The organism is Streptomyces sp. NPDC090798, assembly GCF_044768965.1.
Lineage (GTDB): Bacteria > Actinomycetota > Actinomycetes > Streptomycetales > Streptomycetaceae > Streptomyces.
Genome location: NZ_JBIVXA010000006.1, coordinates 206,618 through 232,282 on the forward strand (window position 1 = coordinate 206,618; position 25,665 = coordinate 232,282).

General features: G+C 71.5%; 27 protein-coding genes. 15 read left to right on the plus strand and 12 right to left on the minus strand.

Annotation, left to right across the window (positions count from 1 at the left end; genetic code table 11):
- Positions 1–38: 38 nt before the first annotated feature.
- Positions 39–653, plus strand: a complete 615-nt coding sequence (locus tag ACIQTP_RS15615; protein ID WP_168510936.1) for a DNA-binding response regulator — start codon at positions 39–41, stop codon at positions 651–653.
- Between the two features lie 133 nt (positions 654–786).
- Here ACIQTP_RS15615 and ACIQTP_RS15620 read toward each other — a convergent pair whose 3' ends face one another.
- Positions 787–1,638 carry a tetratricopeptide repeat protein gene (locus tag ACIQTP_RS15620; RefSeq protein WP_403400136.1) on the minus strand — a complete coding sequence of 284 codons (852 nt, stop codon included), beginning with the start codon at positions 1,636–1,638 and terminating at the stop codon, positions 787–789.
- A gap of 17 nt (positions 1,639–1,655) precedes the next feature.
- Positions 1,656–2,696, minus strand: a complete 1,041-nt coding sequence (locus tag ACIQTP_RS15625; RefSeq protein ID WP_403400138.1) for a GNAT family N-acetyltransferase — start codon at positions 2,694–2,696, stop codon at positions 1,656–1,658.
- 140 nt (positions 2,697–2,836) lie between these two features.
- Here ACIQTP_RS15625 and fdxA point away from each other — a divergent pair, with 140 nt between their 5' ends.
- Together fdxA and ACIQTP_RS15635 are read left to right on the plus strand one after the other, a co-directional pair.
- Positions 2,837–3,157 (plus strand): ferredoxin, encoded by a 321-nt coding sequence (gene fdxA, locus ACIQTP_RS15630; RefSeq protein WP_018089397.1) that lies wholly within the window; start codon positions 2,837–2,839, stop codon positions 3,155–3,157.
- 154 nt (positions 3,158–3,311) lie between these two features.
- The gene (locus ACIQTP_RS15635; RefSeq protein WP_403400141.1) at positions 3,312–4,406 is read left to right on the plus strand and encodes a bifunctional succinyldiaminopimelate transaminase/glutamate-prephenate aminotransferase; all 1,095 of its coding nucleotides are present in this window, start codon (positions 3,312–3,314) and stop codon (positions 4,404–4,406) included.
- 168 nt (positions 4,407–4,574) lie between these two features.
- On the opposite strand, the gene ACIQTP_RS15640 is transcribed toward ACIQTP_RS15635, so the two are convergent.
- A complete protein-coding gene (locus tag ACIQTP_RS15640; RefSeq protein ID WP_067368466.1) occupies positions 4,575–5,018 on the minus strand; it encodes an ATP-binding protein in 444 nt (147 codons plus the stop codon).
- A gap of 350 nt (positions 5,019–5,368) precedes the next feature.
- The gene (locus ACIQTP_RS15645) at positions 5,369–6,355 is read right to left on the minus strand and encodes a heavy metal transporter (protein WP_403400143.1); all 987 of its coding nucleotides are present in this window, start codon (positions 6,353–6,355) and stop codon (positions 5,369–5,371) included.
- A gap of 97 nt (positions 6,356–6,452) precedes the next feature.
- Here ACIQTP_RS15645 and dapE point away from each other — a divergent pair, with 97 nt between their 5' ends.
- Both dapE and ACIQTP_RS15655 read left to right on the plus strand, forming a co-directional pair.
- Entirely contained in the window at positions 6,453–7,532 is a 1,080-nt protein-coding gene (dapE, locus tag ACIQTP_RS15650; protein ID WP_403400144.1) for a succinyl-diaminopimelate desuccinylase, read from the plus strand.
- A 108-nt stretch (positions 7,533–7,640) separates the two neighbouring features.
- On the plus strand, positions 7,641–8,399 hold the full coding sequence (locus ACIQTP_RS15655; RefSeq protein WP_402035442.1) for a TIGR00730 family Rossman fold protein: 759 nt from the start codon (positions 7,641–7,643) through the stop codon (positions 8,397–8,399).
- 289 nt (positions 8,400–8,688) lie between these two features.
- Here ACIQTP_RS15655 and folP read toward each other — a convergent pair whose 3' ends face one another.
- Positions 8,689–9,549, minus strand: a complete 861-nt coding sequence (folP, locus tag ACIQTP_RS15660; RefSeq protein ID WP_403400146.1) for a dihydropteroate synthase — start codon at positions 9,547–9,549, stop codon at positions 8,689–8,691.
- A gap of 193 nt (positions 9,550–9,742) precedes the next feature.
- Between folP and ACIQTP_RS15665 the strand changes: the two genes are divergently transcribed.
- Together ACIQTP_RS15665 and ACIQTP_RS15670 are read left to right on the plus strand one after the other, a co-directional pair.
- On the plus strand, positions 9,743–10,093 hold the full coding sequence (locus tag ACIQTP_RS15665) for a DivIVA domain-containing protein (RefSeq protein WP_101400503.1): 351 nt from the start codon (positions 9,743–9,745) through the stop codon (positions 10,091–10,093).
- Positions 10,090–10,671: a DNA-3-methyladenine glycosylase I gene (locus ACIQTP_RS15670; RefSeq protein ID WP_403400148.1), complete on the plus strand. Its 582-nt coding sequence runs from the start codon at positions 10,090–10,092 to the stop codon at positions 10,669–10,671. The genes ACIQTP_RS15665 and ACIQTP_RS15670 overlap by 4 nt, the downstream gene beginning before the upstream one ends.
- An 81-nt stretch (positions 10,672–10,752) precedes the next feature.
- On the opposite strand, the gene ACIQTP_RS15675 is transcribed toward ACIQTP_RS15670, so the two are convergent.
- Positions 10,753–11,556: an enoyl-CoA hydratase/isomerase family protein gene (locus ACIQTP_RS15675; RefSeq protein WP_403400150.1), complete on the minus strand. Its 804-nt coding sequence runs from the start codon at positions 11,554–11,556 to the stop codon at positions 10,753–10,755.
- 376 nt (positions 11,557–11,932) lie between these two features.
- Between ACIQTP_RS15675 and ACIQTP_RS15680 the strand changes: the two genes are divergently transcribed.
- Positions 11,933–12,100 carry a DUF3117 domain-containing protein gene (locus ACIQTP_RS15680; protein WP_003966491.1) on the plus strand — a complete coding sequence of 56 codons (168 nt, stop codon included), beginning with the start codon at positions 11,933–11,935 and terminating at the stop codon, positions 12,098–12,100.
- Between the two features lie 143 nt (positions 12,101–12,243).
- Here ACIQTP_RS15680 and ACIQTP_RS15685 read toward each other — a convergent pair whose 3' ends face one another.
- A complete protein-coding gene (locus ACIQTP_RS15685; RefSeq protein ID WP_054228219.1) occupies positions 12,244–12,768 on the minus strand; it encodes an O-methyltransferase in 525 nt (174 codons plus the stop codon).
- Positions 12,769–13,182: 414 nt separating this feature from the next.
- Here ACIQTP_RS15685 and sigE point away from each other — a divergent pair, with 414 nt between their 5' ends.
- From sigE to ACIQTP_RS15710, 5 genes are all read left to right on the plus strand, one after another.
- Complete coding sequence (sigE, locus tag ACIQTP_RS15690; protein WP_402035452.1) at positions 13,183–13,884, plus strand: RNA polymerase sigma factor SigE; 702 nt, start codon at positions 13,183–13,185, stop codon at positions 13,882–13,884.
- Complete coding sequence (locus tag ACIQTP_RS15695) at positions 13,881–14,861, plus strand: anti-sigma factor family protein (protein WP_402035454.1); 981 nt, start codon at positions 13,881–13,883, stop codon at positions 14,859–14,861. The genes sigE and ACIQTP_RS15695 overlap by 4 nt, the downstream gene beginning before the upstream one ends.
- 139 nt (positions 14,862–15,000) lie before the next feature.
- A complete protein-coding gene (locus tag ACIQTP_RS15700) occupies positions 15,001–16,845 on the plus strand; it encodes a trypsin-like peptidase domain-containing protein (protein WP_403400153.1) in 1,845 nt (614 codons plus the stop codon).
- 216 nt (positions 16,846–17,061) lie between these two features.
- Positions 17,062–17,523: a sec-independent translocase gene (locus tag ACIQTP_RS15705; protein WP_403400155.1), complete on the plus strand. Its 462-nt coding sequence runs from the start codon at positions 17,062–17,064 to the stop codon at positions 17,521–17,523.
- Between the two features lie 180 nt (positions 17,524–17,703).
- Positions 17,704–18,360, plus strand: coding sequence for a hypothetical protein (locus ACIQTP_RS15710; protein ID WP_067368494.1), 657 nt, complete (start codon positions 17,704–17,706; stop codon positions 18,358–18,360).
- Between the two features lie 162 nt (positions 18,361–18,522).
- Here ACIQTP_RS15710 and ACIQTP_RS15715 read toward each other — a convergent pair whose 3' ends face one another.
- From ACIQTP_RS15715 to ACIQTP_RS15725, 3 genes are read right to left on the minus strand one after another with little or no spacing between them, the layout of a single operon-like run.
- Positions 18,523–19,656 (minus strand): Mrp/NBP35 family ATP-binding protein, encoded by a 1,134-nt coding sequence (locus ACIQTP_RS15715; protein ID WP_403400157.1) that lies wholly within the window; start codon positions 19,654–19,656, stop codon positions 18,523–18,525.
- 44 nt (positions 19,657–19,700) lie between these two features.
- Positions 19,701–20,285, minus strand: a complete 585-nt coding sequence (locus tag ACIQTP_RS15720; protein ID WP_403400159.1) for a DUF1003 domain-containing protein — start codon at positions 20,283–20,285, stop codon at positions 19,701–19,703.
- Positions 20,275–21,672, minus strand: coding sequence for a magnesium transporter MgtE N-terminal domain-containing protein (locus tag ACIQTP_RS15725; protein ID WP_403400161.1), 1,398 nt, complete (start codon positions 21,670–21,672; stop codon positions 20,275–20,277). The genes ACIQTP_RS15720 and ACIQTP_RS15725 overlap by 11 nt, the downstream gene beginning before the upstream one ends.
- 320 nt (positions 21,673–21,992) lie before the next feature.
- Here ACIQTP_RS15725 and ACIQTP_RS15730 point away from each other — a divergent pair, with 320 nt between their 5' ends.
- Positions 21,993–22,751, plus strand: coding sequence for a hypothetical protein (locus tag ACIQTP_RS15730; protein ID WP_403400163.1), 759 nt, complete (start codon positions 21,993–21,995; stop codon positions 22,749–22,751).
- A gap of 25 nt (positions 22,752–22,776) precedes the next feature.
- On the opposite strand, the gene ACIQTP_RS15735 is transcribed toward ACIQTP_RS15730, so the two are convergent.
- Positions 22,777–23,322: a hypothetical protein gene (locus ACIQTP_RS15735; RefSeq protein WP_402035471.1), complete on the minus strand. Its 546-nt coding sequence runs from the start codon at positions 23,320–23,322 to the stop codon at positions 22,777–22,779.
- 43 nt (positions 23,323–23,365) lie between these two features.
- Positions 23,366–24,478, minus strand: a complete 1,113-nt coding sequence (locus tag ACIQTP_RS15740; RefSeq protein WP_403400165.1) for a magnesium and cobalt transport protein CorA — start codon at positions 24,476–24,478, stop codon at positions 23,366–23,368.
- 583 nt (positions 24,479–25,061) lie between these two features.
- Between ACIQTP_RS15740 and ACIQTP_RS15745 the strand changes: the two genes are divergently transcribed.
- Positions 25,062–25,646 (plus strand): suppressor of fused domain protein, encoded by a 585-nt coding sequence (locus tag ACIQTP_RS15745; protein WP_067368516.1) that lies wholly within the window; start codon positions 25,062–25,064, stop codon positions 25,644–25,646.
- Positions 25,647–25,665: the final 19 nt, after the last annotated feature.

Consider the following 25,665-nt stretch of genomic DNA (forward strand, 5'->3'; position numbering starts at 1 on the left):
CCCTCCGAGGCCGCCGATCACCCCGTAGGATCCGGTGCATGAGCCGCACGATCAAGGTCCTGCTCGCCGAGGACCAGTCGATGGTCCGCGAGGCGCTGGCCGCGTTGCTGGGCCTCGAGCCCGACATCGAGGTGGTCGCCCAGGTGGCGCGCGGCGACGAGGTGCTGGCCGCGGCGCGCGCCCACGACGTGGACGTGGCGCTCCTCGACATCGAGATGCCGGGCAAGACGGGCATCGAGGCGGCGGCCGAGGTCCACAAGGAGCTCCCCGGCATCAAACTGCTCATCCTCACGACCTTCGGCCGCCCCGGCTATCTGCGCAGCGCCATGGAGTCCGGCGCCGACGCCTTCCTCGTCAAGGACGCCCCGGCCGCCCAACTGGCCGCGGCGGTCCGCAAGGTGCTCGCCGGCGAACGGGTCATCGACCCCACCCTCGCGGCCGCCGCGCTCGCCGAGGGCGCCAACCCCCTGACCGACCGCGAACGCGAGATCCTCCGCGCGGCGGCCGACGGCTCCACCAACGCCGAACTGGCCACCGCCCTCCACCTCTCCCAGGGGACGGTCCGCAACTACCTCTCGACAGCGATCCAGAAGCTGGCGGCACGCAATCGCGCGGAGGCGGTCCGGATAGCACGGGAAAAGGGCTGGCTGTAAAACCCCGGGCAGGCAAGCGCCCCGAGAGGGGCGCGGGGCTGTGAGATTATGCCGCTCCGCCGCGTGGGCGCGCCCAGCCGCGACGAGCCGTCAGTCGCCCGAAGTCAGCCCCCTTCACGGCGCCTGGGCGAACTCAGTTCAACATCGCCCGAGCCGCCCGCGCCTGCCCCCGAACCCGCTCCGCGGCCCCCTCGTCGACGGCGACAACCACCTCCGCGTACGCCTCGAGTTCCGCCGCGCCCTCAAGGAAGTCCCCACGCTGCACCAGCAGCTGAGCCCGCTCGTACCGCAACCGCGCGGGATGCGACGGCAACAGCAGCGACAACTCCACGGCCCACAGGCTGACATCCGACCGTTCCGGCCGCGCCGCCGCCCACGCCCGGACGTTGTTCAGGATCCGCACGACCACGTCGAGCGGAGGGGCGGGGACGAGCATCGAGGGATCGAGAGGCGCCCCGGTGGCGCCCTGTACGAGCAGCTCGGTGTCGGAGCCGCTCAGCACCCGCCCCCCGTCGAAGGGATCGGCGAGCACCTGCTGCTCGGCCGGCCCGAAGCCCACCACGAAATGCCCGGGCAGGGCGACCCCGTACACCGGCGCGCCGGCCCGCCTGGCCACCTCCATCCACACCACGGAGAGCAGGATGGGCAGCCCGCGCCGCCGCCGCAGCACCGCGTGCAGCAGCGACGACTCCAGCCGTTGATAGTCCCCGGGCGAGCCCCGGAACCCGCGGCGCCCGCCGAGCAGCTCGGCGAGCGCGGTCGCCCAGGACCGCGCCCCACCGGGCCGGAACGGCAGCTGTCCGGCGAGCCGGTCGAGTTCGATCTGCGCCGCGTCCGTCCCCGCGTCGTCCAGCGTGCCGTCCGCCGCCGCCCCGATCAGCAGACACAGCGCCGCCAGGTCGGGCCGCTCGGACCGTGCCTCCTCGGCGAACCTGCGCCGCACCTCGGCGGCCCGCTCCGGCTCCGGGGGATGGGGGGAACGCATGGCGGTCTCGTACCCCTTCACGCCGGTCGACGGCGGTCGTCGGCGGACACCTGAGGCGCACGGTAGTGGTGGTACGTGTGATGAGCCGCGAAGCCCATTCCGGCGTACAGCGCCCGCGCCCCCGCGTTGTCCGTCTCCACCTGGAGCCAGGCCGCCGAGGCGCCCTCGTCCAGGGCGCGGCGGGCGAGCGCGGCCATGACGGCGGTGGCGAGGCCCCGGCGGCGCTGGGCGGGGTCGACCTCGACGGCCGCGAAACCGGCCCAGCGCCCGTCGACGACACACCGCCCGATCGCGGCCGGCGGCTCCCCCTCGGTGCCGGGCACCGTCGCGAACCACACCGAGGGCCCGCTGCTCAGGACGTGCAGCGCGACCTCGCTCAGCCCCTCGCGCTGGTAGCGGCCCAGCCATGCCTCGTCGGCCGCGCGGGCGAGGACCACCCCGGAGGCCTCCGCGGCCTCGCGGTCGGCCAGCGGCGCGAGCTCGCCGATCCACAGCCCGGCACTCACCTCACGCGCCCAGCCGCGCGCCTCCAGCTCCGCGCACAGCACCTCCTGCGCGCCCTCGGCCCCGGTGGCGGTCTGGACGTAGGCGGGCAGGTCACGGGCCGCGTACCAGTCGCGTACGTACGTCAGCGCCTCGTCGAGCGGCACGCCCGGCTCGCCGAGCGGCAGCACGGAGTTCGCGCGCCGGGTGAACCCGGAGGCCGCGCGCAGCTCCCAGTCGCCGAGCCGCCCGCTCTCCACCGGCTGCCAGGCCCGCGAGGAGACCCGCGCCAGCTCCTCGTACGAGGCCGCGGGGCCCCGCCGACGCGCCGGGGCGGCCGGTACGACCTTGCCCGCGACCAGCGAGGACTCCGGAATCCGGACGACCTCGCCGTCGCGTCGTGTGATCAGCAGCACATCTTTGTCCCATGATGTGAGAACACCGACCGTGTCAGTGAACTTCTCACCTCCGGCGGCACCTTCGGTATCTACGATCATCCGCCGAACAGAGACACGTTTGCCCACGTCAGCAGCGGTGATCCGGACCTCGAGACGTCCGGCCGCAGAGATTTCCACAGGTCAGTTCACCCCTCCTGTATGGATCACGCCCCGGAACGGAGATACTAGGTGCGGGCATCGACGACGCCGCGCTCCCGCGCGCCAGGCGGCGGAGCCTATGGAGGCCCGCCAGCGCCCTATCGAGGAGGAACGACAGCGTGACCTACGTCATCGCGCAGCCTTGTGTCGACGTCAAGGACAAGGCGTGCATCGAGGAGTGCCCGGTCGACTGCATCTACGAGGGCTCCCGGTCCTTGTACATCCACCCGGACGAATGCGTCGACTGTGGAGCCTGTGAGCCGGTGTGCCCGGTCGAGGCGATCTTCTACGAGGACGACACTCCTGAAGAGTGGAAGGACTACTACAAGGCGAACGTCGAGTTCTTCGACGAGCTCGGCTCGCCCGGCGGCGCCAGCAAGCTCGGTCTGATCGAGCGCGACCACCCCTTCATCGCAGCGCTGCCGCCGCAGAACCAGTAAGCGGCCGCACCTACGCGCCGCCTCGGTCCCGTACGGCCCGATCTCCTCGATCGCCGTGCGGGGCCGAGGCGTTTGCCGTAGCAGCCCGTACCGGCCACAGGCGCGCAGGCCGTGTGTGTACGGGTCGTACGAACGAGAAAGTGAGCCCGATCCCGTGTCCGCAGTCTCCGACCGGCTTCCCGTCTTCCCCTGGGACAAGCTGGAGCCCTTCAAGGCGACGGCCGCCGCTCATCCGGGCGGCATCGTCGACCTGTCCGTCGGCACCCCGGTCGACCCGGTGCCCGAGCTGATCCAGAAAGCTCTGGTCGCGGCCGCGGACTCGCCGGGCTATCCCACGGTGTGGGGCACGCCCGAACTGCGGGACGCGCTCACCGGCTGGGTCGAGCGGAGGCTCGGCGCGCGGGACGTCACGCACCACCACGTGCTGCCGATCGTCGGCTCCAAGGAACTCGTCGCCTGGCTCCCCACCCAGCTGGGCCTGGGCCCCGGCGACAAGGTGGCGTACCCGCGCCTCGCGTACCCGACGTACGAGGTCGGCGCGCGCCTGGCCCGCGCGGACCACGTGGTCTACGACGACCCCACGGAGCTGGACCCGACCCACCTGAAGCTCCTGTGGCTGAACTCCCCGTCGAACCCGACGGGCAGGGTCCTCTCCGCCCAGGAACTCACCCGGATCGTCGCGTGGGCCCGTGAGCACGACATCCTCGTGTTCTCCGACGAGTGCTACCTCGAGCTGGGCTGGGAGGCCGACCCGGTCTCGGTCCTGCACCCGGACGTCTGCGGCGGCTCGTACGAGGGGATCGTCTCGGTCCACTCGCTCTCGAAGCGCTCGAACCTGGCCGGCTACCGCGCCGCGTTCCTCGCCGGCGACCCCGCCGTCCTCGGCGACCTCCTCCAGATCCGCAAGCACGGCGGCATGATGACGTCCGCGCCGACCCAGGCCGCGGTGGTCGCCGCCCTCGCGGACGACGTGCACGTCCGCGAACAGCGCGAGCGCTACGCGGCCCGCCGCGCCGCCCTGCGCGAGGCCCTGCTGCGCCACGGCTTCCGCATCGAGCACAGCGAGGCGAGCCTGTACCTGTGGGCCACCCGCGGCGAGTCCTGCTGGGACACCGTCGCCCATCTGGCCGAACTGGGCATCCTCGTCGCCCCTGGCGACTTCTACGGCGAGGCGGGCGAGAACTTCGTCCGGGTGGCCCTGACGGCGACGGACGAGCGAGTGGCGGCGGCGGTAGAACGCCTGGGCTGAGAAACCCCCTGGCGAGGAGCGCGCCCCTTGGGGGCGCGGGGCTGTGACAGGTGCGGCTCCGCCGCGTGGGCGCGCCCAGCCCACCACGACCCGCACTTTCCGAACCGGCACGGCGAAGGGGTCCAGGGAAACTCCCTGGACCCCTTCGCGTGCGCGACCCCGGCGGGGCTAGCCGAGCGGCAACCCCTTCAGCGGCAGCTGCCCCGTCGGCAGACCACCCTTGGTCACCGCGTCCGTCGGAAGGCCACCACCGGCGGTCTTCGCGGTGTCACCGAGCAGACCCCCGGCCTGCCCCGCCGCGTCCCCGGCCACCTTCTGCGCGGCCGGCGTCGCCGTCCTGGCGACACTGCCACCCGTCTTGCCCGCGGCCGGGACGGCCTTCTTGAGGGCGTTGCCGCCGGTCGTGCCCGCGAGCCCGGTGACGTTCTGCGTCGCACCGTCGACCGTGCTGCCGACGTGCGCGCCGTCCAGAGCGGTCAGGCCGCCGAGGTTGGGGGTGGCCGGGAGTTCGGCCGCCGCGCTGGCGGAGCCGGCCGCACCGACCACGGGCGCCGCTCCCGCTGCGATGAGCAGCGCGGCACGGGCGATCCGGCGGGTCAGGGGGAGGGACATGATGCTCCTTAGACGGAAGAGAACGGTGAAGTGTCCACCCGTGCCCGGGAGTTGACCTTCTGGCCGCCGACCGGCTGTCGGGCGGCCCGTTGATCGTTCCGGGCTCGGACGCAGTGACTACCGCTCGAGACCCGCGAAGGTTGCGGTGGCCCGATGTAAAGAGTTGGTAATGCGTCGCATTATCAGTTGTGGATAAAAACGGGCAAAGGGCATCCGGTCGGAAAGTCTGCCGAATCCTTACGGCCCTTTGTTTTCAAGGGGTCCGGCGGATTCCGGAGTGAGCACGCGAAAACCCGCTCGCGGCGGCAATGCGCCACGCCGAGCATCCCCCGTACAGGTGAGGCCACGTACTACTGCGCGGTGACGATGCGGACCTCGCCGGGGGACTGTTTCGTCGTCGAACCGCCCGTGGTGACCGCCGCCCGCCACTCGCCGTTCCGTTCCCCGGCCGTCCACTCCCGCCCCGCGTAGGAGACCCGTTGGATGTGCAGCGCCGAGGAGTTGGCCACCGCCCAGTGCGCCAGCTCCCAGCCGCGCTCGCGGACGGTGGAGTCGCCGGTGGGGTCCTTGCGCACGGGCACGGTCACGGTCCGGCCCGAGACGGCCGGGGAGGGGGCGAGCGTCGGGGAAGCCGTCGGGGAGGCGGGGGAGCCCGCGGTGCCCACATCGGCTCCCGCCTCCTGCAGCACCTCGCGCCCGAAGTCCCGGACGAGCGCCGCGCGCACCGAGTCCGGGCCGCCGACCGGGGTCGCCCCCGGACGGCCCTCACAGGTCAGCGTGGCCGCCGCGCGGCCGGTCAGGGCCGCGGCCAGCAGCGTCGCGTCCGGCTCGTGCTTCGCGTACGCCTGCGGATAGCCGCTGCGCTGCACGCGCTGCGCGGCGACGGTGAGCGGCAGCCGCGTGTAGCCCGGCACCTTGGCCAGGTGTTCGTAGAACATGCCGGCCGCGTACGTCGGGTCCATGATCTGTTTCGTCGTCCCCCAGCCCTGCGAAGGGCGCTGCTGGAACAGACCGAGCGAGTCCCGGTCGCCGTGCTGGATGTTGCGCAGCCCCGACTCCTGGAGCGCGGTCGCCAGCGCGATGGCCACGGCGCGCTCCGGCAGCCCGCGGGTGGTGCCGACCGCCGAGATCGTCGCCGCGTTCACCGCCTGCTCCGGGGTGAACTCGTACGACGCGCCGTCGCTCTTGCCCGAGACGACTCTGCAGCGCGGCGCACCCGTCCCTCCCGTGAGGTACTGCACCGCGAGGTAACCCGCGAGCGCGAGCATGACTACGACGGCCGCCCCGAAACGGAAGAAGCGGCCGCGCCGGACAGGAGTGGGGGACGTCTCTGGCACGCGTACAAGGTACTGGAGGCGACTGTTGGCGACCTATGGGGTTGTGGACAACCCGTGCGCGGGGGAGCGCCGAGCAGGGGGCGCTAGGGTCGAGGGCATGGCCGACACCACCCTTGACCTCACGCTGGACGCCGCCGAGCTCACCGCGCGGCTCGTCGACTTCCCCTCGGAGAGCGGCAACGAGAAGCCGCTCGCGGACGCCATCGAGGCCGCGCTGCGCGCCCTGCCGCATCTGACGGTCGACCGGTACGGCAACAACGTCGTGGCGCGTACGAACCTGGGGCGGTCCGAGCGCGTGATCCTCGCCGGCCACATCGACACGGTCCCCATCGCCGGCAACGTGCCCTCGCGCCTCGACGAGGACGGCGTCCTGTGGGGCTGCGGCACCTGTGACATGAAGTCCGGCGTCGCCGTACAGCTGCGCGTCGCGGCCACGGTCCCCGCACCCAACCGCGACCTCACCTTCGTGTTCTACGACAACGAAGAGGTCGCCGCCCACCTGAACGGCCTGAAGCACGTCGCCGAGGCCCACCCCGACTGGCTGGCGGGCGACTTCGCGATCCTCCTGGAGCCGACGGACGGCCAGGTGGAGGGCGGCTGCCAGGGCACCCTCAGGGTGTTCCTGAAGACCAAGGGGGAGCGTGCCCACTCCGCGCGCGCGTGGATGGGCTCCAACGCGATCCACGCGGCGGCCCCGATCCTCGCCAAGCTCGCCGCCTACGAGCCGCGCACGCCGGTCGTGGACGGCCTCCAGTTCCACGAAGGCCTCAACGCCGTCCGCGTCGAGGGGGGCGTGGCCACCAACGTCATCCCCGACGCCTGCACCGTCGTCGTCAACTTCCGCTACGCGCCCGACCGCAGCGAGGCGGAGGCCGAGGCCTTCGTCCGTGACTTCTTCGCCGACTGCGACATCGACGAGTTCATCGTCGACGACCACTCCGGCGGGGCCCGGCCCGGCCTGACCCACCCGGCCGCCGCGGCCTTCCTGGCGGCCGTCGGCGGCGAGGCCCGCCCCAAGTTCGGCTGGACGGACGTCGCCCGCTTCAGCGCGCTCGGGGTGCCCGCGGTGAACTACGGGCCCGGCGCGCCGCTCCTCGCCCACAAGGTGGACGAGCGGGTGCGGGCGTCGGAGATCCCGGAGGCGGAGGAGCGTCTGCGCTCCTGGCTGACGTCCTGAGGCCCGCCCGAACCTTTGTGGTGCGCGGCGGACATGCGCATGTCCCCCCTCCGTAACCCGCGTAGATCTACCCTGGGGCTGAACCACCTGCTAGCGGAGGGAGCGCACATGGCTACTGGCAACCCCGAGGGCAAGAAGCAGCCACCGGAGGAGCAGCGGCTGGGGCCGGTGCTGCGCAGGCGCGACCAGGTGCAGTCGAGCACCACGGACCAGCGGCTGCTGGACGCGGGCGGCCCCTCCGACTGGGTGCACACCGACCCCTGGCGAGTCCTGCGCATCCAGTCGGAGTTCATCGAAGGCTTCGGCACGCTCGCCGAACTCCCGCCCGCGATCAGCGTCTTCGGCTCCGCCCGTACGCCGGTGGACTCGCCCGAGTACGAGGCGGGGGTCGCGCTCGGCCGAGGCCTGGTCGAAGCCGGGTTCGCCGTCATCACGGGCGGCGGGCCCGGCGCGATGGAAGCCGCCAACAAGGGCGCCTGCGAGGCCAAGGGCATCTCCGTCGGCCTGGGCATCGAGCTCCCCTTCGAACAGGGCCTCAACCCCTACGTCGACATCGGCCTCAACTTCCGGTACTTCTTCGTCCGCAAGATGATGTTCGTCAAGTACGCCCAGGGCTTCGTGGTCCTGCCCGGCGGCCTCGGCACCCTCGACGAACTCTTCGAGGCCCTCACCCTCGTCCAGACCCAGAAGGTCACCCGCTTCCCGATCGTCCTCTTCGGCACGGCGTACTGGGGCGGTCTCGTCGACTGGCTCAAGGGCACCCTGATCGCCCAGGGCAAGGCCTCCGAAAAGGACCTCCTCCTGTTCCACCTCACGGACGAGGTGGACGAAGCGGTCGCCCTGGTCTCGAAGGAGGCGGGCCGCTGACGGCCCTAGGTCCCCAGTGGGTTCTTCCGCCGCGGGTGCGTGGGGGCTGGTCGCGCAGTTCCCCGCGCCCCTGGGTCGGGGCTGCGCCCCGAATCCCCGCCCGCCCGAAGTTCTTCGGCTGCCGGCCGGTGGGGGTCGTTCGCGCAGTTCCCCGCGCCCCTAAGGGGGCGCTGCGCGCATCCTCAGCCCGTCCGGTGTTTGAGGACGAGGCCGTTCAGGCCGTCGGGGGTTCGAGGGCGGAGCCCCCGAATGAGGATGGGACGGGTAGGGGCGGCGGGGGCGACGGAAACTACGCCAGCCCCCGGCGGGCCACCGTCGGAGGGCGGTGGCCCGCGATCGACGCCACCATGTCCAGGACCTGACGGGTCTCGGCGACCTCGTGGACGCGATACACCTGCGCCCCCAGCCACGCCGACACCGCCGTCGTGGCCAACGTCCCCACCACCCGCTCCTTCACCGGCTTGTCGAGGGTCTCCCCGACGAAGTCCTTGTTGGAGAGGGAGACCAGCACGGGCCACCCCGTCTCCACCATCTCGCCCAGCCGCCGAGTCGCCTCCAGGCTGTGCCGGGTGTTCTTCCCGAAGTCGTGCCCGGGGTCGATCAGCACGGACTCCCGGGGTACGCCCAGGGCCACCGCCCGCTCGGCCAGCCCCACGGTCACCCGCAGAATGTCGGCCATGACGTCGTCGTAGGCGATCCGATGCGGCCGCGTACGAGGCTCGGCGCCCCCCGCATGGGTGCACACCAGCCCCACCCCGTACCGCGCGGCCACCTCCGCGAGCCGAGGATCCACGCCGCCCCACGCGTCGTTGAGCAGATCCGCCCCCGCCTCGCACACCGCCTCCCCGACCTCGTGCCGCCAGGTGTCGACGCTGATGATCACGTCGGGGAACCGCCGTCGCACCTCGGCGACGAAACCGACCGTACGGCGGGCCTCCTCCTCGGCGGTCACCTCTTCCCCGGGGCCGGCCTTGACCCCGCCGATGTCGATGATGGCGGCGCCCTCGGCCACCGCCTGCTCCACGCGCGCGAGCGCGGGCTCGTCGCGGAAGGTGGCTCCCTGGTCGTAGAAGGAGTCCGGGGTCCGGTTCACGATGGCCATGATCACCGGCTCGTGCGGGTCGAATTCGTGCCTGCCCAGCCTGAGCATCCCCTGTGACCTCTCCTAGTAAGTCCCGCTGCTTAGCCGCCTGCGACCTTAACTGTCAGACTCGCATGGCACGATCGGACCCTGACACTTTTCAGCGCCGGACCGCTTCGGCACTCGTCAGACATTTTCAGTAGCTTCAGTACTTTCGCGCCGGCGCCCTACGCGTCGGCACCAGAGCGTGGGGACCTCAGCGATGTTCATGTTCTTGTTCCTGGTCGTCGCGCTCGCCGTCGTGGTCGCCGCGGTGACACTGTCCGTGGTGGGCGGCGGCGAGAGCGCCCCCCTTCCCGACGCCGAGCCCGATCGGCTGGTGGACCCGCTGCCCCAGGACCGGCCGGTGAACCGCGCGGACGTGGAGTCCGTGCGTTTCCCGCTCGCCGCCCGCGGCTACCGCATGGCGGACGTGGACGACGCCCTCGGCCGACTCGGCGCCGAGCTCGCCGAGCGGGACGCCAGGATCGCCGACCTGGAGGCCGCGCTGGCCGGCGCCCGCGCCACCGCGACCACCTCGCTGCGCAAGCCGGCCGAGGGGGAGCAGCAGTGAGCGACGCGCTCGCCGGGTCCGACGGCGCGCTGCGCTGCCCCTGGGCCCTGTCCACCGAGGACTACGTCTCGTACCACGACAAGGAGTGGGGCCGCCCGGTCCACGGCGACGACGCGCTGTACGAGCGACTCTGTCTGGAGGCCTTCCAGTCGGGGCTGTCCTGGATCACGATCCTGCGTCGCCGGCCGGGTTTCCGGGCCGCCTTCGCCGACTTCAAGATCGCCTCGGTGGCCGAGTTCACGGACGCCGACAAGGAGCGCCTCCTCGGCGACCCGGGCATCATCCGCAACCGCGCCAAGATCGAGGCGACCGTCGCCAACGCGCGCGTGCTGGCCGACTGGGCGCCGGGCGAGCTGGACGAGCTGATCTGGTCCTTCGCCCCCGACCCTGCCACCCGCCCGGCCCCGAAGCGGCTGGCCGACGTCCCGGCCGTCACCGACGAGTCGACGGCCCTCTCCAAGACCCTCAAGAAGCGCGGCATCCGCTTCGTGGGCCCGACCACGGCGTACGCGTTGATGCAGGCCTGCGGCCTGGTGAACGACCACTTGGAGGATTGCGCCGCCAGGAACGCCCCTTGAGGGGCGCGGGGAACTGCGCGACCAGCCACAGACGGCCCGCAGTCCCCGTACCGGCCTTCGACTGCCGAATCCAGCGAAGCGTTACCGCCCCAGGTACTTCGGCTTCTCCTTGTTGACGAACGCCTGCACCGCGATCACATGGTCCTCGGACGCCCCCGCCCGCGCCTGCAGCTCGTCCTCCTTCTCAAGGGCCTCGTCCAAGGAGTGCGTGAGCCCATAGGCCACGGCCTCCTTCAGCGCCGCATAGGCCACCGTCGGGCCCGCGGCCAGCGTCCGGGCCAGTAGCTCCGCCTCGCCGCGCAGCGACGCCGCAGGGACGAGCCGGTTGGCGATCCCCAGTTCGAAGGCCTCCTGCGCGGTGATGCTGCGCGGGAAGAGCAGCAGATCGGCGGCGCGGCCCGGCCCGATCACCCGCGGCAGGGTCCATGACATGCCCGAGTCGGCGGTCAGCGCGACCCCGGCGAAGGACGTGTTGAAGGCGGCGGTGTCGGCGACGATCCGGTAGTCCGCGCAGAGGGCGAAGCCGAAGCCGGCCCCCGCGGCGACGCCGTTCACCGCGGCCACCACGGGCTTCGGGGCCCCGGTCAGGGCGCGCACGATCGGGTTGTAGTGCTCGCGCACGGTGCTCATCGTGTGCTGCGACCCCGACTCCTTGTCGGCGGCCAGCAGCCCGATGTGCTCCTTGAGGTCCTGCCCGACGCAGAACGCCCGGTCACCTGCGGCGGTGAGCAGGATCGCCCGTACGCCGCCGTCCGCCGCGGCGGCCTGGGCCGCGTCCCGGAGGGCGACCTTGGTCTCGGTGTTCATCGCGTTCATCGCCTCGGGGCGGTTCAGCGTGATCGTCGCGAGTCCGTCGCTCACCTCATAGAGCACGGTGTCGGCCATGGTGGGTCCCCTCCGGTGTCGCGGCTCCGACGTACCGGTCGGTACGTCCTGGGTTCGAGGACAGCATGCAGGACAGCATGGCGGAGATCACGGTCCGGGGCGTGGACAGGACATGTGACCTGCGTCAAAGAATTCCGCGCCGTGGAAGTCGATGCAGCGGCGCAGTATCGCAGTCACATCGCCGAATTGAGTGGTTTTGCTCAAGCGCGTTGCGCAAGCGATGCCGACTGATGTTGGTCATCGGGTCCTGAGATGCGGGATAATGGCCTGGAAGCAATGTGTTCGATGCCGGTGACGTGTGTCCTATGAGGGGACGTGCGTGCCCTTTCAAGGGGCCGTCGGCGACGATGAGCTGGTTTCAGGAAGGGGAACGAGCATGGCGGCCATGAAGCCGCGGACGGGCGATGGCCCGCTCGAGGTGACCAAGGAGGGGCGGGGCATCGTCATGCGCGTTCCGCTCGAAGGCGGCGGTCGGCTCGTCGTCGAGCTGACCCCTGACGAGGCCGACGCGCTCGGCGACGCCCTCAAGAAGGTCGTCGGCTGACGCGGAACGCGACCATACCTTTTCAACTGCCCCGGCATCGTATTCGGTGCCGGGGCAGTGGTTCTCCTGGGGCGCGCCGACGCCGTACCGCTATGTATCGACGCAGGTCAGACATGCGTCGCCGGACGAGACCGAGCGTGCGGTCAGCGCTTGACCCCGCACAGCAACCCGTCGCCCACCGGCAGCAGCGAGGGCACCAGGTCCTGGCTCTCGCGCACCGCGCGCAGCAGTTCGCGCAGCCGGCCGACCTCGGCGGGCTGTGGGCCCGATTCGACCGTGCGGCCGTCCGCGAAGACACCCTCGAAGACGACCAGCCCGCCCGGACGCAGCAGGCGCAACGATTCAGCGAGGTAGTCCAGACACTCCAGACGGTCGCCGTCGCAGAAGACGAGGTCGTAGCCGGCGTCCGCGAGCCGGGGCAGGACGTCCAGCGCGCGGCCGGGGATGAAGCGGGCGCGGTTGCTGGCAAAGCCGGCCGCGCGGAAGGCCTGGCGGGCGAACTGCTGGCGGTCCGGTTCCGGATCGACGGTGGTCAGTACCCCGTCCGGCCGCATGCCGTGCAGCAGATGAATTCCGGAGACGCCGGTCCCGGTCCCGATCTCCGCCACCGCTTTCGCGTCCACGGTGGCGGCGAGCAACCGCAGCGCGGCGCCCGTGCCGGGCGACACCGGGCGCAGCCCTGCCTCGCGGGCCCGGTCGCGGGCCCAGCGCAGCGCTTCGTCCTCGGCGACAAAGGCGTCGGCGAACGCCCAGCTCGTCTGCCGGTTGCCGGTAATGACCCTCTCCCTGTCCCCGTGGTTGCCTGGGCGTGACTGTATCCGTTGGTGCCGGGAACCCGCAGATGGGACCAGGCGTTTAGAGGGGTGCGGAAACAGACCGGGGGGAAGCCGATGGAACAGCGCGCGGAGCGGGGTGTGGAGCGGGGTGGCGATCACATGCTGACGCAGCCATATGAGCACGTATCAAATTCTCGTAAAACCGCTTATCCGGAGCTAACGGGCGAGGTGGCTATGGTAGGGGCTCCACTGGACACCACCAGAGCCGACAGGGGAGGTGCGGCTGCGCCTGTGGATCGGGGAGGGGTGCTGCGGCGCCTTCTCAGATCGGCGGGTGAGCCGAAATCCGTGACCGACACCGCTGACAAGTTCCATGCTGCTGCCCCGGCGCAGACCGCGACGTTCACCACCGACGCGGAGTCGCAGGCGTGGACTCCGCCCACCTGGGAGGAGATCGTCAGCACGCACAGCGGCCGGGTCTACCGGCTCGCCTACCGCCTGACGGGCAACCAGCACGACGCCGAGGACCTCACGCAGGAAGTCTTCGTCCGCGTCTTCCGCTCCCTGTCGACCTACACGCCCGGCACCTTCGAGGGCTGGCTGCACCGCATCACCACGAACCTCTTCCTCGACATGGTGCGCCGCAAGCAGCGCATCCGCTTCGACGCCCTCGGTGACGACGCGGCCGAGCGCCTGCCCAGCCGCGAGCCCTCCCCGCAGCAGGTCTTCAACGACGCGCACTTCGACGCGGACGTTCAGCAGGCGCTGGACACCCTCGCGCCCGAGTTCCGCGCCGCGGTCGTCCTCTGTGACATCGAGGGACTTTCGTACGAGGAGATCGCCGCGACCCTGGGCGTCAAGCTCGGTACGGTCCGCAGCCGGATCCACCGTGGCCGTTCGCAGCTGCGCAAGGCCCTCGCACACCGGTCTCCCGAGGCCCGTGCCGAGCGCCGCGGCTTCGCGATCACGGGAGTTCCCGCGCTGGGAGGAGGGGGCGCGACCGCGTGAGTGGATCCCGGCCCAACCCTACGGAGCGGCGTGTTGCCGACCAGCATCTTGGGGACCGACTCTCCGCCCTGGTGGACGGAGAGCTCGGTCATGAGTCGCGCGATCGCGTCCTGGCCCACCTCGTCACCTGCGCGAAGTGCAAGGCCGAGGCGGACGCCCAGCGCCGACTGAAGAACGTCTTCGCGGAAGTAGCCCCTCCGCCCCCCTCCGAGAGCTTCCTGGCCCGTCTCCAGGGACTTCCGGGGGGAGGTGACTTCGACGGCGGTGATGGCTCACCGTTCGGCGGGGGCGGATTCGGCGGAAGACTCCCCTCCGGCGCCCCGGTGACCGGCGTCTTCGGAGTGCGCGGAGAGCCCTTCGGGTACGTGCCCGCCGCGCCGCACGGCGATGTGCTGCCGCCCGCCTCCGGGCGCGGCTTCCGCATCCATGACGTCAGCCGTCACGAGACCGACCGATCGGCCTCGCGCGGGCTGCGCTTCGCCTTCGCCGCCGCCGGTGCGGTGTCGCTGGCCGCGGTCGCGCTCGGCGGGGTGTCGACCGGAGTGCCGGCCGACACCACGGACGCGCGCGGCGGCTCCGGCGGCAGCAATGTGACACCGATGCGTGCGCCGGGCTCGAGTGCCGCGACGGCTCCCGAGACGCAGCGCCGCCGCTCCGACGGGCCGCTGCTGGCCCAGGGCGAGCGTTCGCTCGGTGTGGCGCCCGCCGTGCCGACCTCGGTGTCCGCGCCCCTGCTCCCCGGAGTTCCCGCTCCGGTACCCCGGGCAGACGACGTCATGCACACGCTGACGACCCCCGTGGTGGCCGGTGCCGCCGTGATGTCCCCGCTCATACATCCGCTCACCGAGGCCGAGCCGATCGCGCAGACCTCCTGGTCGACGCCGCCCGGCCTCACGCCTCCGCGCCTGCTCGCCGCCCCGGCCACCACCCCGTCCCCCTCTTCCTCCCCGTCCCCCTCCTCCCGTACCGCCCACTGACCGGCCCTCTGCGCCCCGGCCCCCGGAACCTGGTTGAATCCAGGCTGGGCCGCGTCCGCCGGAGGGATTCCCGGACGCGGAGTCGGCAATCTGCGGTGACCGTCGGCGTGTTGTGCCGCGGGCCAGGTGTGGGGAGAGCATGAACGAGGGGAAGCCCACGAAGGCGAAGTGGTGGAGCCGGCCCCGCCCGGTCACTCCGGGGGTCGGCGCGGTGGGTCCGGTCGAGGGCATCCGCGGACCCGAGGCGGACTGCGACTCCGCGGCGAACCACCACTCCGACGGGGGCCACCAGCCCGAAAGGGCCTACAAGTCCGACGGGGACTACGAACTGGACCGGCCGGCGACGGCCACGGCTCCGCCGGGTGCGACCGGTGCGGCTTCGTCGGACGCCGCCCCGTCAGGCACCGCAACGTCAGCCGCGGTCGCTCCCGGCGTCGCCCCGCCGGGGCCCGGTGCCGGGAGCGGTGTCGGCGGCGGTGACTTCGAGCTGGAGCGTCCTGCCGCGGCTCTTCAGGGAAGCGTGCCGCAGGCGGCGGAGGAGGTCGGGGGTCCCTCCGACGCCGTGCCCGCGAGCCGGGCCCTGGTCGCCGCCCTACCGGCTCAGCAGACCCCCGTCGACCGCCCCCGGCCCCTGCACGACCCCGACCCCTACAGCACCCCGCCGTACGGCGAGCCGGGCCCCTGGGCGCCCGCCCCGCCCGTCCAGCACCCGGCGGCCACCCCCGCGCACGGCACCGCGGTGGCCCCGGGCCCGCCTCCCGCCCCGTACCCGAGCAACCCCCACCCGGCCCCCACCCCGTGGCAGAACTACGACCCCTGGGCCGCCCCGGGACCGCTCCAGCAGAACGGGGCGGCTGTCGAGACGAGGACCCAGCGGCGTAAGCGGGCGAGGAAGGCGTTGGTCCTCGGGGCCGTGGTGCTCGCCGTCGTCTCCGGAGGCGTCGGGGGCGCCGTAGGGGCCTATCTGGAGCGCAACGGCGGGGTCGGTGACATCACGCTGCCGCAGGCCGCCAAGGAGGCCCCCGGGCGGGCTGCGGACAGCGTGGCCGGGATAGCGGCCCGCGCGCTGCCCAGCGTGGTCACCCTGCATGTGCGCGGCTCCAGCGAAGAGGACACCGGCACCGGGTTCGTGCTCGACACCCGGGGTCACATCCTCACCAACAACCACGTGGTCCAGCCGGCCGGCAGCGGCGGCGAGATAACCGTGACGTTCAGCGGCGGCGAGAGCGCCAAGGCCACCGTCGTCGGGCACGACAGCGGCTACGACCTCGCCGTGGTCGAGGTCTCGGGAGTCCACGGGCTGCGCCCCATGGCGCTGGGCAACTCCGACGGCGTCCAGGTGGGCGACCCCGTCGTCGCCATCGGCGCGCCCTTCGACCTCGCCAACACGGTCACCTCCGGGATCATCAGCGCCAAGGAGCGGCCCATCACGGCGGGCGGCGAGAAGGGCGACGGGAGCGACGTCTCGTACGTCGACGCGCTGCAGACCGACGCGCCCATCAACCCCGGCAACTCCGGCGGCCCCCTCCTCGACACACGGGCCCGCGTCATCGGCATCAACAGCGCCATCCGCTCCGCCGACGGCGGCACCGACCTCCAGGGTGGTCAGGCCGGTTCCATCGGGCTCGGCTTCGCCATCCCCGTCAACCAGGCCAAGCGCGTCGCCGAGGAGCTGATCAACACCGGCCGGGCGACCCACCCGGTGATCGGGGTCATGCTCGACATGGACTACACGGGCGACGGCGCCCGGGTCGGGACGAAGGGCGGCGGCGCGCCGGTCACCGCGGGCGGCCCCGGGGCCAAGGCGGGCATCAAGGCCGGCGACGTCATCACCGAGGTCGACGGACAGCGCGTCCACTCGGGCGAGGAGCTGATCGTGAAGACCCGCGCCCACCGTCCCGGCGACCGGCTCCGGCTGACCCTCCGGCGGGGCGGCTCGCAGCGGACGCTCACCCTGGTCCTCGGCTCCGCGAGCGGCGGCTGACCTCTTTCGACAGCAACTGACATGAACTTCACAGGAGAGCCCCCAGGCTCGTGCTGAGCGGCGAACATCCGGGGAAACTCGTCGTGTACACGAACCCGGAAGCCCCGGGACAGTTCCGGACGGACGGGATCGACGGGTACCGTGGACTCGGCCCGGACCACGGAAGAATCCCGAGGGCCGACGGCCGAGGACTGTGGACATCGCAAGGAGCTTCAGGTGTTCAATGACATAGGACCGCTCGAGCTGCTGACGCTCGTTGTCCTTGCCGTTCTCGTCTTCGGTCCGGAAAAGCTCCCGAAGATGATCCAGGACGTCACCCGCACCATCCGCAAGATCCGTGAGTTCTCGGAGAGCGCCAAGGCGGACATCCGCGAGGAACTCGGCCCGGAGTTCAAGGACTTCGATTTCGAGGACCTCAACCCCAAGACGTTCATCCGCAAGCAGCTGGACAACGACGAGCTGGGGCTCAAGGAGATCCGCAACGGCTTCGACCTGAAGAAGGAGATGGCCGAGGTCACGGACGCGGTCCACAGCCGCGACACGGACGCCTCCTCGTCGTCCTCTTCGTCTTCCCCGTCCTCGGCCTCCGGTTCCTCCGGCGGTTCGATCGACATGACCAAGAAGCCCGAGAAGAGCGACCCGGACGAGCGCCCGCCCTTCGACGCGGACGCCACCTGAGCCGTACCCGCAGGCGTGTGACACGGCCTGAAAGCGACGCGTGCGCGCCCCACGCGCCGGGTGCATTCCCTGCTGCTCGGAGCGGTGTGGCTATGCTGCCCAGTTGTTGTGCGGACTGCTGAGGACGCCCGAGGGGGGCGGGCCACCCGGTCCGACGAGAGCAAGGAGGCGTCCGGGCAGATGGAGACGACAAGTCGGGTAGGCGCGCAGGCGCCGGCTGCGGAAGACGGACAGCAGGTCCCCTCCGCCCGCCGCACGGTCGACGGCTACCTGCTGGCGCCCTTCCCGTGGTACGGCCTCGACGAGGCCTTCACGGGGCCGCGCTGGCTGATGCAGGTCGGTACGTCGGCGGACGGTGCCGTCGAGCACGGTTCGATCGGGCACGGGGAAGAACCCTCGGTGCGCAGCGAGTCGACGGAGGACAAGGAGCGGTTCGCGGTCGTGGTGACCGTCGCGGCCAGCCCTTCGCGCCGCAGCGCGGACGGTACGGGGCTCCTCGAGGCCACGTCGGTGTCCTCGGCGGCCTGGCTGGCCGGTGTGGGGCTGCTGTCCTTCACCTGGCCCGGCCAGATGGACCACACCCGGCGGGACGACTGGCTGGACCAGCAGACCGAGACGGCGTGGGTTCTCGCGGACGACCTCGACGGGCCCGACTGGTCCTCGCTGTCCCTCCCCGTGGACGGCGTCCCCACGCCGTTCCACTACCGCGAGTCCGAGTTCGGCTGGGTCCTCGCGGGTTCCACCCAGGAGGGGGTCCATGTGGGGGCGTACGGGCGGGGGATGAGCGCGTACGGGCTGGGCTTCGCCATGATCAAGGACATCGCGGCGTACGCGTGACGGTGCCCTGCCCTCCGGGAGGGGGAGGGGAACGCGGGCCGATGCGGGACTTGGGCTCGCTCGGCGGCTGCGGGCCGGCTCTGGCTGGTCGCGCGGTTCCCCGCGCCCCTTTGGGGCGCTCCTCAGCGGGGCGCCCCTGTCCACGTGCTGCCGGGGAATGGGCTAGAACTTGTTCCTCGGGGTGATGCCCAGGGACATGCCGGACAGGCCGCGCTGGCGGCCGCCGAGCTTGCCGGCGATGGCGCGCAGGGCGGAGCCCGCGGGGGACTCCGGGTCGGTCAGGACGACCGGCTTGCCCTCGTCGCCGCCCTCGCGGAGGCGGACGTCGATCGGGATGGAGCCGAGGACGGGGACGCTCGCGCCGGTGGTGCGGGTCAGGCCGTCGGCGACCGTCTGACCGCCGCCGGTGCCGAAGACGTCGACCATCTCGCCGCAGTGCGGGCACGGCAGGCCCGACATGTTCTCGACCACGCCCACGATCTTCTGGTGGGTCTGGACGGCGATGGAGCCCGCGCGCTCGGCGACCTCGGCCGCCGCCTGCTGCGGGGTGGTGACGACCAGGATCTCCGCGTTCGGGACGAGCTGGGCCACCGAGATCGCGATGTCGCCCGTGCCCGGCGGGAGGTCGAGGAGCAGGACGTCCAGGTCGCCCCAGAAGACGTCCGCCAGGAACTGCTGGAGGGCGCGGTGGAGCATCGGACCGCGCCAGACGACCGGTGCGTTGCCCGGGGTGAACATGCCGATGGAGATGACCTTCACGCCGTTCGCGGACGGCGGCATGATCATGTTCTCGACCTGGGTCGGACGGCCGTGCGCGCCGAGCATGCGGGGCACCGAGTGGCCGTAGATGTCCGCGTCGACCACACCGACCTTGAGGCCGTCGGCCGCCATCGCCGCCGCGAGGTTCACGGTCACCGAGGACTTGCCGACACCGCCCTTGCCGGAGGCGACCGCGTACACGCGCGTGAGCGAGCCCGGCTTGGCGAAGGGCACCTCGCGCTCGGTCTGGCCGCCGCGCAGCGCGGACGCCAGCTCCTTGCGCTGCTCGTCGCTCATCACGTCCAGGGTCACGTCGACGCGGGTGACGCCCTCGACCGCCGAGACCGCCTCCGTCACGTTCTTCGTGATGGTCTCGCGCATCGGACAGCCGGAGACGGTCAGATACACGGTGACCGCGACCGCGCCATCCGTACCGATCTCTACCGATTTGACCATCCCCAGCTCGGTGATGGGTCGCTGGATCTCGGGGTCGTTCACCGTCGCCAGTGCTTCACGCACCGCGTCTTCCGTAGCCATAAGGACGATGGTACGGCGCCCGGCCCGGGGCCCGGAAAGCCCCGTCAGCGGTCGTCTACGTCACGTCGCTGCGGCCGTTCCGCCGGGAATACGACCCGGCCGTCGGAGCGGTGTTCCTCCAGCTCCCTGATCAGGTCCTGGAATTCGGAGCGGATCCAGTCGCGGGTGGCGACCTCGCCGAGGCCCATGCGCAGGGCGGCGATCTCGCGGGTGAGGTACTCGGTGTCCGCGATCGAGCGTTCGTTCTGCTTGCGGTCCTGTTCGAGGTTGACCCGGTCGCGGTCGTCCTGGCGGTTTTGCGCGAGGAGGATCAGCGGGGCGGCGTAGGAGGCCTGGAGCGAGAGCATCAGGGTCAGGAAGATGAACGGGTACGGGTCGAAGCGCAGATGGCGCGGTGCCGAGACGTTCCACACCAGCCACGCGATGATGACGACCGTCATCCAGACGATGAACCGTCCGGTGCCGAGGAAGCGCGCGATCCGCTCCGACAGCCGTCCGAAGGCCTCCGGGTCCCACTCGGGCACCAGCCGGCGACGGGGCGGCATCGGCTGGTCGAGGCGGGTGCGGGGCCGGGTGGTGGCGGTCGCCCCGGTGGCGGCGCGTTCGCGGGTCTCGCGGTCAGGTCCCATCGCGCCTCCCTTCGTCGACGCCTTCGCGGTCGTCTTCCTGGTGGCCTTCCTCGTCGTCTCCTTGGTCGTCCCCGCGTGCACCCGGCTGCTCGTCCTGAGGTTCGTGCAGACGTCCGTCCTGCGGTTCGTCCTCGTGCAGATGGAACTCGGTCTCGCGCCAGTCCTCCGGCAGCATGTGGTCCAGCAGGTCGTCCACGGTCACCGCGCCGAGCAGTGAGCCGCTCTCGTCGACGACGGGCGCGGCGACCATGTCGTACGTGGCGAAGAACCCCGCGACGACGGGCAGCGCGGCGTCCGGCGCGAGGGGCTGGAGATCGTCGTCGAGGATCGAACTGACCAGCGTGTACGGCGGGTCGCGCAGCAGCCGCTGGAAGTGCGCCGTGCCCAGGTACTTCCCGGTCGGCGTCTCGTCCGGCGGCCGGCACACGTACACCTGGGCGGCGAGCGCGGGGGACTGGTCGGGGTCGCGGACCCGGGCGAGCGCGTCGGCGACCGTGGCGTCGGGCCGCAGCACGATGGGCTCGGTCGTCATCAGACCGCCGGCGGTCCGCTCCTCGTAGGCCATCAGCCGTCGTACGTCGGCCGCCTCGCCGGGCCGCATCAGCGTCAGCAGCCGTTCCACGTCGTCCTCGGGGAGTTCGGCGAGCAGGTCGGCCGCGTCGTCGGGGTCCATCGCCTCCAGGACATCGGCGGCGCGCTCCTCCTTGAGCTTGCCCAGGATCTCGATCTGGTCGTCCTCGGGGAGCTCCTCCAGGACGTCGGCGAGGCGGTCGTCGGCCAGGGCGGCGGCCACCTCCCCGCGCCGTTTCGGCGACAGGTGGTGCATGACGTTGGCCAGGTCGGCCGCGCGCAGCTGCTCGAAGGTGGCGAGGAGGCTCTCGGCGCCCTGTCCGTGCTCCTCCAGCGAGAACCCGGTGACGGCGGACCAGTCCACGGTCATCGTCTCGCCCTTGGTGCGCCGGAAGGTCCCGCTGCGGCCCTTGCGCACGAAGACGCGGCCGATCTCCCACTCACGGCGGGCGGGCAGCTGCTGGACGGACACGTCGAGGACGGTCACCTCCTCGTCGGTCTCGACGAGCCGGACCCGCCGGTCGAGCAGTTCGCCGAAGACGAGCCGCTCGGTGGGCCGCTGTTCGAAGCGGCGCACGTTCAGGACACCGGTGGTGATGACCTGGCCGGACTCGATGCCGGTGACACGGGTCATGGGCAGGAAGATGCGCCGCCGGGTGGAGAGTTCCACGACCAGCCCGAGCAACCGGGGCGGCCGGCGTCCGACGCGGAGCATGACGACCAGGTCCCGCACGCGGCCCACCTGGTCGCCGCTGGGGTCGAAGACGGCGACACCGGCGAGGTGCGAGACGAAGATCCGGGTGGCGCCTGCGGCCATGCCCGCGCCTCCTTCTTTCCGTGTTGCCCGTTCCGCGTTGGTCCGGACGCTTGCCGGCTTTCTCCGTACGGGCGTTTGGTCCCGGCCTGTCCGCTCAGGTGGGCTTCAGGCTAGCCCGTCCCGGTCGGATACGCCCTGGTGAGCGGTCCGGACGGACTGGCTCCGCCGGCCACGCGCGGCACCGGTACGCTGCCGTACGCCGTTGGGGACACCCGGCACGGCCACGCCGGCATGGGCACCCGCACGGACCCGCACGGACCCGCTCACGGACCCGTGCCTGGACACCCGCATGGACACCCGTATGAAAGGCAGCCCTACCTGTGACTGCGATTTCCCAGGGCCGTACCCGCAGGGCCGCACTGGTGGGCGCGATGTGCGCACTGGTCGTGACGGGGACGGGGCTGACGGGGTGCGGTAGTGAGGATCCGGACGCGGGCACGAACGGGGTGGGGAAGCTGTCCGCCACCGAGATCCAGTCGAAGACGCGCAAGGCCGCCACATCCGCCGAGGCGGTGCGACTTGCCGGGAGCGTGGTGTCGAACGGGCGCACGTACAAGCTCGACATGCGGCTGAAGTCCGACGGCGGCACCGGTTCGGTCACCTCGGAGGGGGCGAGCTTCCATCTGCTCCGGGTCGGCCGGCACCTCTTCCTCAAGGCCGACGCCGAGTTCTGGAACCACCAGGACGGCAAGAGCGGCGGCACTTCGGCGGACACCGCGGCCGCCGACAAGCTCGACGGCAAGTTCGTGAAGGTCCCGAGCGGGGACCCGGCCTACAAGCGCTTCATCAGCTTCACGGACAAGGACGTCCTGCTCGACGGTCTGCTGACCCTGCACGGCTCCCTCGCCACGGACGGCCACCACGAGCAGTCCGGCGTCCGCACCATCCGAATCAGCGGCGACAAGGGCGCGGGCGGCACCCTGGACGTCTCCCTGAAGGGAACCCCGTACCCGCTGCTCCTGGTCCGCGCGGGCGACGCGGGCACGCTCAGCCTCACTGACTGGGGCAAGAACTTCGCCCTCGCGGAACCCGCCAAGGGCGAGACCGTGGACTACGGCAAGCAGCTGCCGACGTCTTAGCCCCGGGGCCTGTACGCGACAGGACCTAGCGGCGGCGTCCCCGCTTCCCGAAGAGGAGGCGCGGCACGGCGGCCGGGATCGGCTGCCGGGTGGTCGCCGGGGACGGGATCGGCGCGGCGGCCAGCGAGCCGTCCGGCAGCGGGAGTGTGCCCGCCCGGGGCTCCAGGCGCAGCACCCGGCACTCGCGGGCCCAGCGGGCCGGCATCTCCTCGCCGTCGGGCGCGTTCAGGCGCTTGCCCTTGAGCTCGGCGACCGTCGCCTCCCACGCGGGGGAGCCGGGCGCGAGTTCGACCACCTTCGCGCTCCACGCGACCAGCCGGCCGCCCTTGTCCTTGCTGCGGACGACGACCACCGCGTCGCCCCCGTCGACGAGCCCGGGCAGCGGCTGCTCACCGGGCCCGTCGCCGACCAGGCAGGCCGCGCCGTCGTGCCACACGTGCCACAGGGCCCGGGTGGGCGCCTCGGCGCCCGGCGCCTCGTGCGCCGGCACGCCGCCGCTCCGTACCCAGATCAGCCCGGACTTCTTCGTGGCCTCCTCGACGAGGGCCCGGTCGAGCAGCTGTTCCGTCATGGACCCAGCCTATCCAGGGGCGCGCGGCGGCCACCCGGCGCGCTCAGAGCCAGCCGTTGCGCTTCAGGATCCGGTGGATCGACAGACACATTCCGACCGTGGCGCCCAGCACCAGCGGGTAGCCGAACTTCCAGTGCAGCTCCGGCATGTAGTCGAAGTTCATGCCGTACACGCCACAGACCATCGTCGGTACGGCGATGATCGCGGCCCAGGAAGTGATCTTGCGCATGTCCTCGTTCTGCGTCACGGACGCCTGCGCGAGGTTGGCCTGGAGGATGGAGTTGAGCAGCTCGTCGAAGCCGAGGACCTGCTCCTGGACGCGGGCGAGGTGGTCGGCGACGTCACGGAAGTACTTCTGGATGTCCGGGTCGATCAGCCGCATCGGGCGCTCGCTCAGCAGCTGCATGGGGCGCAGCAGCGGGGAGACGGCCCGCTTGAACTCCAGCACCTCGCGCTTGAGTTGGTAGATGCGGCCGGCGTCCGTGCCGCGCGGGGTGCCCTTGCGGCCCGGCGAGAAGACCTCGGTCTCCACCTCGTCGATGTCGTCCTGTACGGCGTCCGCGACCGCGATGTACCCGTCGACGACGTGGTCGGCGATGGCGTGCAGCACGGCGGAGGGACCCTTGGCGAGCAACTCGGGGTCGTCCTGCAGCCGGCGCCGCAGCGCCCGCAGCGAGCCCTGCCCGCCGTGCCGGACGGTGATGAAGAAGTCCCGCCCGGTGAAGCACATGACCTCGCCGGTCTCCACGATCTCGCTGGTGGCGGTGAGTTCGTCGTGCTCGACGTAGTGGATGGTCTTGAAGACGGTGAACAGGGAGTCGTCGTAGCGCTCCAGCTTGGGCCGCTGGTGGGCCTGGACGGCGTCCTCGACGGCCAGCGGGTGCAGCCCGAACTCGCCCGCGATACCGGCGAATTCGGCCTCCGTGGGCTCGTGCAGACCGATCCACACGAAACCGCCGTCGCGGTGCACCAGTCGCATCGCATCCTGGGGCGTCAGCGGCTCGGGGGTCGGGACGCGGGCGCCGTCACGGTAGACGGCGCAGTCGACCACGGCGGAGTTGGTCCCGGGGGCGCGGGTGTGGTCGTACGAGCCACTGTCCTTGCGCAGCGAGGGACGGGGGCGGACCGCGGCACGCAGGTCACGGATCATCGACATGACGGGCTCCTTCGCAACGGAGGCGACCGACGACGGTTGAAACTACCCGGAATGGGGACGTCCTGACTGCGGATGTTTGGCACGTCCACAAAGCGGGGAGCACCGCACCGTCGCGGTGGCAGCTTCGCTACTGATTCAGATCAGACAGATCGGATGGATCAGGCGGAAACGAAGCGCTCTTCCGTGGTGCACCGGGACAACGCTGACACGTATGCACACGTTTGCAGGAGGAAGCAGCCGACAGAGAGCTACGAGAGCCAGGGAACGGCTGGAACCAGCTACAGAACTTCAGCGACCGGAAGAGCGGGTGGTACTGCCAGGTCGACTTCGGTCCATTGCAGCCCCACCTCCTCCGGCCGGTCCCCCGTGAGGGACGATCCATCCCCCGTGGGGGAGCTGGCTCCCCCCGTGGGGAAGACAGTCAGTCTCAGTGCGTCGGGGCTCGGGAGCGACTCCCCCAGTGCCCTGAGGGCCTGGGTGGTACCCCTACTGCGTGCTGCCCCGACCAGCGGCCAAGACTATCAGCGCACTGAAGCGTCAAGCCGCCGCTTTGCCCGTTACTGACGAGTTCTATGCTCGGCTCATGGCTGATGTTCTTCCTTTGGTCGAGGCCCGGTTGCGCTCCGCGCTGGGCGAACCCGACGCCCGGGCCGCGGTCACCTTCCTCGGCACCGACCGCATCGAAGTGCTGCGCTTCACAGAGGGTGACGTCGTCCGCTACGCCACGCTCGGTATGTCCGCCCAGCCGATGGCGGACCCCACGGCGGTCCTCGCCGACCCGGTGAAGGGCCCGCGCGCGGAGCTGGTCCTGTCCGTCCGCCCGGGCGCCGCCGACACCGACAAGGTGCTCCGTCCGCTCGCCGTGCTCGCAGCGTCCCCGCAGGTCGAGGGGCTGATCGTGGCCCCCGGTGCCTCGCTCGACGTGGGCGGGGCGCTGTGGCCCGGCGCGCCGTTCACCTCGGTCCTGGTCGCGGAGTCCGGTGGCCTGGTCGAGGACCTGGAGCTGGACGCCCCCGCCGATCCCGTACGGTTCCTGCCGCTGCTCCCGATGACGCCGAACGAGGCCGCGTGGAAGCGCGTGCACGGCGCCGGGGCCCTTCAGGAACGCTGGCTGAACGGCGGGACGGACCTGCGCGATCCCTCGCGCAGATCCGTCCCGCTGGACTGAGTACTTCTTGCCCCGTCTT

What these genes read in the sequence shown, in the direction of transcription:
- dapE (WP_403400144.1), top strand. Translation starts at nt 6,453, where the DNA reads ATGGCCGACACCACCCTTGACCTCACGCTGGACGCCGCCGAGCTCACC.
- ACIQTP_RS15680 (WP_003966491.1), top strand. Translation starts at nt 11,933, where the DNA reads ATGGCGGCCATGAAGCCGCGGACGGGCGATGGCCCGCTCGAGGTGACC.
- ACIQTP_RS15620 (WP_403400136.1), bottom strand. Translation starts at nt 1,638, where the DNA reads ATGCGTTCCCCCCATCCCCCGGAGCCGGAGCGGGCCGCCGAGGTGCGG.
- ACIQTP_RS15745 (WP_067368516.1), top strand. Translation starts at nt 25,062, where the DNA reads ATGGCTGATGTTCTTCCTTTGGTCGAGGCCCGGTTGCGCTCCGCGCTG.
- ACIQTP_RS15720 (WP_403400159.1), bottom strand. Translation starts at nt 20,285, where the DNA reads ATGGGACCTGACCGCGAGACCCGCGAACGCGCCGCCACCGGGGCGACC.
- ACIQTP_RS15740 (WP_403400165.1), bottom strand. Translation starts at nt 24,478, where the DNA reads ATGTCGATGATCCGTGACCTGCGTGCCGCGGTCCGCCCCCGTCCCTCG.
- ACIQTP_RS15640 (WP_067368466.1), bottom strand. Translation starts at nt 5,018, where the DNA reads ATGTCCCTCCCCCTGACCCGCCGGATCGCCCGTGCCGCGCTGCTCATC.
- ACIQTP_RS15655 (WP_402035442.1), top strand. Translation starts at nt 7,641, where the DNA reads ATGGCTACTGGCAACCCCGAGGGCAAGAAGCAGCCACCGGAGGAGCAG.
- ACIQTP_RS15665 (WP_101400503.1), top strand. Translation starts at nt 9,743, where the DNA reads ATGTTCATGTTCTTGTTCCTGGTCGTCGCGCTCGCCGTCGTGGTCGCC.
- folP (WP_403400146.1), bottom strand. Translation starts at nt 9,549, where the DNA reads ATGCTCAGGCTGGGCAGGCACGAATTCGACCCGCACGAGCCGGTGATC.
- ACIQTP_RS15710 (WP_067368494.1), top strand. Translation starts at nt 17,704, where the DNA reads ATGGAGACGACAAGTCGGGTAGGCGCGCAGGCGCCGGCTGCGGAAGAC.
- ACIQTP_RS15615 (WP_168510936.1), top strand. Translation starts at nt 39, where the DNA reads ATGAGCCGCACGATCAAGGTCCTGCTCGCCGAGGACCAGTCGATGGTC.
- ACIQTP_RS15700 (WP_403400153.1), top strand. Translation starts at nt 15,001, where the DNA reads ATGAACGAGGGGAAGCCCACGAAGGCGAAGTGGTGGAGCCGGCCCCGC.
- ACIQTP_RS15675 (WP_403400150.1), bottom strand. Translation starts at nt 11,556, where the DNA reads ATGGCCGACACCGTGCTCTATGAGGTGAGCGACGGACTCGCGACGATC.
- ACIQTP_RS15715 (WP_403400157.1), bottom strand. Translation starts at nt 19,656, where the DNA reads ATGGCTACGGAAGACGCGGTGCGTGAAGCACTGGCGACGGTGAACGAC.
- ACIQTP_RS15735 (WP_402035471.1), bottom strand. Translation starts at nt 23,322, where the DNA reads ATGACGGAACAGCTGCTCGACCGGGCCCTCGTCGAGGAGGCCACGAAG.
- ACIQTP_RS15725 (WP_403400161.1), bottom strand. Translation starts at nt 21,672, where the DNA reads ATGGCCGCAGGCGCCACCCGGATCTTCGTCTCGCACCTCGCCGGTGTC.